The organism is Peribacillus sp. SIMBA_075 (assembly GCF_046534585.1).
Genome location: NZ_JAWRYN010001309.1, coordinates 1 through 246, shown reverse-complemented (window position 1 = coordinate 246; position 246 = coordinate 1). Strand labels below are relative to the sequence as shown.

The window sequence follows — 246 nt, the reverse complement described above, 5'->3', positions numbered from 1 at the left end:
GTATTAAGCCTGGGCCTACTCGTAAGTGGGTGTAGTGCAGGTGCCGATAAAGATGAAAAAGTGGTTGAGAAATCGGGGAAAGCAAAAGAACAAGCAATCGTTCCGAAGTACGCTATTTCGGATGAATATTATAAGGCGACTATTCCATTTGAAGCAGGAGCAGCACGTGGTTTAGTTGTACAAGGAGTAAATAATCGTCTTGATATAGATGAATTTGAAACAGGATTAATGCGTATTGCAAAAGAA

The 246-nt window shown here is 40.2% G+C and carries 1 protein-coding gene; it reads left to right on the top strand.

The window, feature by feature from the left end:
- The coding region (locus SB775_RS32585; RefSeq protein ID WP_410865430.1) for a CamS family sex pheromone protein at nucleotides 1-246 on the top strand (246 nt) is incomplete at both ends.